We start from the raw sequence: 6,702 nt of genomic DNA, 5'->3' as shown, positions 1-6,702 counted from the left end.
GTTGGGTAACACTAACTGGAGGACCGAACCGACTACCGTTGAAAAGTTAGCGGATGACCTGTGGATCGGAGTGAAAGGCTAATCAAGCTCGGAGATAGCTGGTTCTCCTCGAAAGCTATTTAGGTAGCGCCTCATGTATCACTGTAGGGGGTAGAGCACTGTTTCGGCTAGGGGGTCATCCCGACTTACCAAACCGATGCAAACTCCGAATACCTACAAGTGCCGAGCATGGGAGACACACGGCGGGTGCTAACGTCCGTCGTGAAAAGGGAAACAACCCAGACCGTCAGCTAAGGTCCCAAAGTCATGGTTAAGTGGGAAACGATGTGGGAAGGCTTAGACAGCTAGGAGGTTGGCTTAGAAGCAGCCACCCTTTAAAGAAAGCGTAATAGCTCACTAGTCGAGTCGGCCTGCGCGGAAGATGTAACGGGGCTCAAACCATGCACCGAAGCTACGGGTATCACTTAGGTGATGCGGTAGAGGAGCGTTCTGTAAGCCTGTGAAGGTGAGTTGAGAAGCTTGCTGGAGGTATCAGAAGTGCGAATGCTGACATGAGTAACGACAATGGGTGTGAAAAACACCCACGCCGAAAGACCAAGGTTTCCTGCGCAACGTTAATCGACGCAGGGTTAGTCGGTCCCTAAGGCGAGGCTGAAAAGCGTAGTCGATGGAAAACAGGTTAATATTCCTGTACTTCTGGTTATTGCGATGGAGGGACGGAGAAGGCTAGGCCAGCTTGGCGTTGGTTGTCCAAGTTTAAGGTGGTAGGCTGGAATCTTAGGTAAATCCGGGATTCCAAGGCCGAGAGCTGATGACGAGTTATCTTTTAGATGACGAAGTGGTTGATGCCATGCTTCCAAGAAAAGCTTCTAAGCTTCAGGTAACCAGGAACCGTACCCCAAACCGACACAGGTGGTTGGGTAGAGAATACCAAGGCGCTTGAGAGAACTCGGGTGAAGGAACTAGGCAAAATGGCACCGTAACTTCGGGAGAAGGTGCGCCGGTGAGGGTGAAGGACTTGCTCCGTAAGCCCATGCCGGTCGAAGATACCAGGCCGCTGCGACTGTTTATTAAAAACACAGCACTCTGCAAACACGAAAGTGGACGTATAGGGTGTGACGCCTGCCCGGTGCCGGAAGGTTAATTGATGGGGTTAGCTAACGCGAAGCTCTTGATCGAAGCCCCGGTAAACGGCGGCCGTAACTATAACGGTCCTAAGGTAGCGAAATTCCTTGTCGGGTAAGTTCCGACCTGCACGAATGGCGTAACGATGGCGGCGCTGTCTCCACCCGAGACTCAGTGAAATTGAAATCGCTGTGAAGATGCAGTGTATCCGCGGCTAGACGGAAAGACCCCGTGAACCTTTACTATAGCTTTGCACTGGACTTTGAATTTGCTTGTGTAGGATAGGTGGGAGGCTTTGAAGCGTGGACGCCAGTTCGCGTGGAGCCAACCTTGAAATACCACCCTGGCAACTTTGAGGTTCTAACTCAGGTCCGTTATCCGGATCGAGGACAGTGTATGGTGGGTAGTTTGACTGGGGCGGTCTCCTCCTAAAGAGTAACGGAGGAGTACGAAGGTGCGCTCAGACCGGTCGGAAATCGGTCGTAGAGTATAAAGGCAAAAGCGCGCTTGACTGCGAGACAGACACGTCGAGCAGGTACGAAAGTAGGTCTTAGTGATCCGGTGGTTCTGTATGGAAGGGCCATCGCTCAACGGATAAAAGGTACTCCGGGGATAACAGGCTGATACCGCCCAAGAGTTCATATCGACGGCGGTGTTTGGCACCTCGATGTCGGCTCATCACATCCTGGGGCTGAAGCCGGTCCCAAGGGTATGGCTGTTCGCCATTTAAAGTGGTACGCGAGCTGGGTTTAGAACGTCGTGAGACAGTTCGGTCCCTATCTGCCGTGGACGTTTGAGATTTGAGAGGGGCTGCTCCTAGTACGAGAGGACCGGAGTGGACGAACCTCTGGTGTTCCGGTTGTCACGCCAGTGGCATTGCCGGGTAGCTATGTTCGGGAAAGATAACCGCTGAAAGCATCTAAGCGGGAAACTTGCCTCAAGATGAGATCTCACTGGAACCTTGAGTTCCCTGAAGGGCCGTCGAAGACTACGACGTTGATAGGCAGGGTGTGTAAGCGCTGTGAGGCGTTGAGCTAACCTGTACTAATTGCCCGTGAGGCTTGACCATATAACACCCAAGCAATTTGCAGGCTTCGAGCTGAAGAGCGAAGGAGCACCAGATTGCGGTGTGTGAAGACGAAACGAACCGAAAGTTTGCGACTCACAAAACACCGAGCTGTCACATACCCATTTGCTGGAGCGTGATCTCGCAAGAGAAAACGAGCTGGCTACCGAATTTCTTGACGACCATAGAGCATTGGAACCACCTGATCCCATCCCGAACTCAGCAGTGAAACGATGCATCGCCGATGGTAGTGTGGGGTTTCCCCATGTGAGAGTAGGTCATCGTCAAGATTAAATTCCAAAACCCCTGATTGCTAACGCGATCAGGGGTTTTGTTTTTGTGCTGCGCAAATGTCCGGTGCCCGATCCAGGATCTAGAGTGACTGTTCGATTGCCAGCGATGGCGTCGGTTCAAGCGCCGCGGGGCTCAAGGGTTATATTTAAACGCATGCACCTATTTTTCGGGAGCGCTGGATCAAGATTATTCAGGGCCATCAAAAACGGCCTTCTGTTTCAACATGGCCAACAACCTTTCAGCCGCGACTGACAGTTGCCGACCCGCGCGGACCATCAGGTGGGCCTCAGCACTTTCGAATACTTCGCTGCGGGTCCTGAGCGCTACAAGCGTTCCTTCCGCGATCTCATTGGCTACCGCGTGCGAGGACAGAAAGGTCACCCCGAGGTGGGCTTTTACATAGCTCTTCAGGGTGGCGATTGAGTTGGTGACCAGATTGGATTCGAATTGAATGCGGTCGTGGTATTGCGCCAGCTTAACCAGATTGCTCAAGCCAAAGCCGTTGGACATCAATCCCACCGGGTAGGGGCAAACATCACCCAATGCCAGCGGCTGTTTCTTCTCGGTAAGGGGATGGCCGGGCCAGGTGATGACGCACATTGGCTGTTTGCGCAACATGACCGTACGCACGGCGGGATCGATAGGTGGACGGTATGCCAAGCCGATGTGAGCCTGATCACTTGCCAGCATCCGCACTGTGTCGACGGCATTGGCGAACTCCAGAGTAACGACCAGCTTGGGGTGCTGCTGACTGAAGTCCTGGAGCACCCAGCGGACTAATTCCTCGCGGAAGCCTTCGCCCGCAACAATGTGAATCTCACCTCTCTCCAGACCCTTGAGTTCAGAAATCTGAGTCAGCAGCAAGGCTTCGCTTGATCGCCGCTCACGACAATGGTTGATCACCAGCTTGGCAGCCTCTGTCGGGACGATCCCCCTACCATGGCGCTGTAGGAGTTGCACCCCCAACTCGCTTTCCAATTGATGGATCTGCCGGCTGACAACCGAGGGCTCGATATTCAGACGGTCCGCTGCGCCTCGGATCGAGCCGGTTTCTGCAACCGCTGAAAAATAGTGAAGCCGACGTTCATTAAGGCCAATTTTCTGCAATTTAGGCTCTCCTATCTGTTGCTTTCAAAGCAACACTTGTCAGCGAATATAGCTATTGTTTGAAGTTTCTACCCTCCCCATAATCCCTGTCAATTGGGCGATGCCAAGCTCATTCAATCGACACAATAAAAACAAATGCGGAATTTGCGAGGACTTCAATATGGCTCAAGCAGCAATACGGATCACATCGATCCCCCTCGATGACCTCGCCCTGCGCAAGATGTATCGCAAAATCAGTTGGCGCCTATTACCCTTTCTGTTGTTGTGCTATGTCCTCGCCTATTTAGATCGGGTCAATATCAGTTACGCCAAGATTGCGATGCAGCAGGAGTTCGGTCTGACCGATGCCGCTTATGGATTGGCGGCAGGGATTTTCTTTATCGGTTATGTAATGTTCGAAGTGCCGAGCAATCTCTGGCTGGCACGAATAGGAATACGTAAGACGCTCAGTCGCATCATGTTGTTGTGGGGGGTGGCTTCAACCTCGATGCTGTTTGTCCATGACAGCTCTACCTTTTATGTCCTGAGATTTTTTCTAGGGGTGTTTGAAGCTGGATTTGCTCCGGGCATGATCCTCTATCTAACCTTCTGGTTTTCAGGCAAGCGTCGCGCTCAAGTAATGGCGTGCGTCCTGTTGGCAGGACCCGTCTCGAACGTCATCGGTGGACCATTGTCGACCTGGATCATGGGGACTTTCGCCGACATTCATGGCTTGGCGGGATGGCAGTGGATGTTCATTCTCGAAGGGGCGCCTTGCATTCTTTTGGGTATAGCTGCGTTCTTCTTTTTGAGTGACTCGCCGGAACAGGCCAAATGGCTGAGCAAAGAAGAAAAACGTTTGCTGGCGAATGATCTGGAACAGGTGCAGGCGTCAAAACAACACACGTTCGCTGCCGCCTTGAAGGATTGGCGAATTTACCTGATGGCCCTCATTTACTTCTGTCTGATCTGCGGTCTGTATACCGTCAGTTTCTGGTTGCCGAGCATATTGCGAGACGCTGGCGTAACGAATATTTTCGAGATCGGCCTCTATTCAATGATCCCTTACAGCGCCGCCATTCTCGCGATGCTGATCAATGCCCGGAGTTCCGATCGCCTGGGCGAGCGCCGCTGGCATGGCGCAGTGCCCGCCTTTCTGGGCGCGGTAGGCTTGGTGCTGACCGGTTTCAGTTCCGGCAACCTCACGTTGGCGCTGTGCAGTATCACCCTCGCAACGCTATCCACATACGCTGCCTATGCCGTGTTCTGGGCTGGGCCCTCTAGCTACCTCAAAGATACTGCCGCCGCTGGCGGCATAGCCCTGATCAACAGCATCGGTGCCTTTGGTGGGTTTGTTAGTCCGTCTATCATCGGCGCCTTGAAGAACTTCACCGGCTCGTTCGCTGCGGGGATGGCCGTAATGGCCGTCCTTTTAGTGATCGGTGGTCTTTGCACGTTGACGTTGCGTTTACCGGCCCAGGCTCAACCGTAGGCGCTGGGGATGCGTCCCAACTGGCAGCACTCCTGCACTCGATTATTCACCGCTAGGAACTCACAGTGATGAAGACTGAACCTCACTACTGCAACGTCGATGATTTACGCCCTCAAGTTGAGGAGCTGACACGTATTCGCCGCCATATTCACCAGCATCCGGAAATGGCCTACGAGGAGTTTCAAACCGCTAAACTCGTTGCAGAGAGCTTACGGGCCTGGGGGTTTAGCGTAACCGAAGGCGTTGGTGAGACCGGTGTGGTAGGCAGCCTGACGGTAGGCGCCGGCAAGAGCATTGGCATACGAGCGGACATGGATGCTCTGCCGTTGACCGAGCAGACCGGCTTGCCTTACGCCAGTGTCCATCAGGGAAAAATGCACGCCTGCGGCCACGACGGCCATACCGCCATGCTGCTTGGGGCGGCTGAATATCTGGCGCGCACACGAAGCTTCCGCGGAACGGTGCACCTCTATTTTCAACCCGCAGAGGAGAAGGGTTTCGATAGCGGTGCGCAACGCATGGTAAATGATGGTTTGTTCGAACGCTTTCCCTGTGATGCCGTGTTCGGAATGCACAATCACCCCGGCGAGGCCCCGGGTACCTTCCTATTTAGAAGCGGACCGTTCATGTCGGCCAGCGACAAGGTCGCGATTACCATTCATGGTCTCGGAGGCCATGCGGCTCGCCCGCACCTTACGGTGGACCCGGTGGTGGTGGCTTCCAGCATCGTCATGTCGCTGCAGACCATTGTCGCGCGCAATATCAACCCTGTTGAACCTGCTGTGGTAACGGTCGGCTTGCTTCAGGCGGGGGTTGCTAACAATGTGATTTCCAGCAGTGCCTACCTTGAGCTGAGCGTCCGCTCGTTCAGCAAGCTGGTACGTAGCCAGTTGAAAGAGCGCATCGAAGCACTGGTCCATGCCCAGGCAAACAGCTATGGAGCAACGGCCACAATCGACTATATGGCGGGTTACCCGGTGATCGACAACAACCGAGCGCAAACCGAATTTGCTCTGCAAGTAGCACGGGAACTGGTGGGTGATGACCATGTGATTGCTCATGCCGATCAGCTCATGTCCAGCGAGGACTTCGCTTACATGCTTGAGCAGCGGCCAGGTTGTTTTTTACGCTTGGGCAATGGCGTTGGAGAAGATGGTTGTATGGTTCATAATCCGGCCTACGACTTCAATGACAAAAACTTGCCTATCGGCGCTGCCTACTGGGCGCGCCTGGTGGAACGGTATCTAAACTAACTCAAAAAACCAGGCCTGCCGTAACGCCGGACTGGCTTTTTTTTTGGCCGAATACCGCGATCACTCTGGCTAGGTTTTTGCTGCCCGAAAGGGATCTCGATACTGATAGGCATTGGTTGATCGGCCTGAGTTCGGGGCTCCAGTGTCATCGGAACGAAAGCCGGCAACGCTGGCGCCTGACGATCACGTTAAGCAGGTATCCACTTTCTAACCAGGTTAGCGTTGACGCCGTGGCGTAGCGCTACGCTGGCCATCGACACGCCAGGTTGCAAGCATTCCTGGACGACTTGAGCTTTATAGGGTTTGGGATAGGTGTTCCGGCAGGGGGATTGGCCGCGCTGGAGGTGTTAAAGTCCTGCCTTCGTTTTGAATTCTCCAAGGAAGTC

General features: G+C 53.8%; 3 protein-coding genes, 2 rRNA genes and 1 pseudogene (1 of these 6 cut by a window edge). 4 read left to right on the top strand and 2 right to left on the bottom strand.

Features of this window, described 5'->3' with window-relative positions:
* Both PFEN_RS04890 and rrf read left to right on the top strand, forming a co-directional pair.
* Window positions 1–2,194, top strand: a 23S ribosomal RNA gene (locus PFEN_RS04890) (it extends 698 nt beyond the left edge of the window).
* A gap of 171 nt (window positions 2,195–2,365) precedes the next feature.
* Window positions 2,366–2,481 (top strand): 5S ribosomal RNA (gene rrf / locus PFEN_RS04885).
* Between the two features lie 190 nt (window positions 2,482–2,671).
* Here rrf and PFEN_RS04880 read toward each other — a convergent pair.
* Entirely contained in the window at window positions 2,672–3,592 is a 921-nt protein-coding gene (locus tag PFEN_RS04880) for a LysR family transcriptional regulator (RefSeq protein WP_191485889.1), read from the bottom strand.
* A gap of 160 nt (window positions 3,593–3,752) precedes the next feature.
* Between PFEN_RS04880 and PFEN_RS04875 the strand changes: the two genes are divergently transcribed.
* Both PFEN_RS04875 and PFEN_RS04870 read left to right on the top strand, forming a co-directional pair.
* Window positions 3,753–5,063 (top strand): MFS transporter, encoded by a 1,311-nt coding sequence (locus PFEN_RS04875; RefSeq protein WP_191485888.1) that lies wholly within the window; start codon window positions 3,753–3,755, stop codon window positions 5,061–5,063.
* Between the two features lie 68 nt (window positions 5,064–5,131).
* Window positions 5,132–6,316, top strand: a complete 1,185-nt coding sequence (locus PFEN_RS04870; RefSeq protein WP_191485887.1) for a M20 aminoacylase family protein — start codon at window positions 5,132–5,134, stop codon at window positions 6,314–6,316.
* Window positions 6,317–6,504: 188 nt separating this feature from the next.
* Here the strand turns inward: PFEN_RS04870 and PFEN_RS04865 are convergent.
* Window positions 6,505–6,624 (bottom strand): annotated as a pseudogene (locus PFEN_RS04865) (transposase); the annotation flags it as partial.
* Window positions 6,625–6,702: the final 78 nt, after the last annotated feature.

The organism is Pseudomonas sp. FEN, from assembly GCF_904067045.1.
GTDB lineage: Bacteria > Pseudomonadota > Gammaproteobacteria > Pseudomonadales > Pseudomonadaceae > Aquipseudomonas.
The sequence above is the reverse complement of the archived record's forward strand: the minus strand, read 5'-3'. Positions and strand labels throughout refer to the sequence as shown.

Excerpts from the sequence above, each read along its gene's own strand:
- PFEN_RS04875 (WP_191485888.1), top strand. The coding sequence starts at position 3,753 with ATGGCTCAAGCAGCAATACGGATCACATCGATCCCCCTCGATGACCTC.
- PFEN_RS04870 (WP_191485887.1), top strand. The coding sequence starts at position 5,132 with ATGAAGACTGAACCTCACTACTGCAACGTCGATGATTTACGCCCTCAA.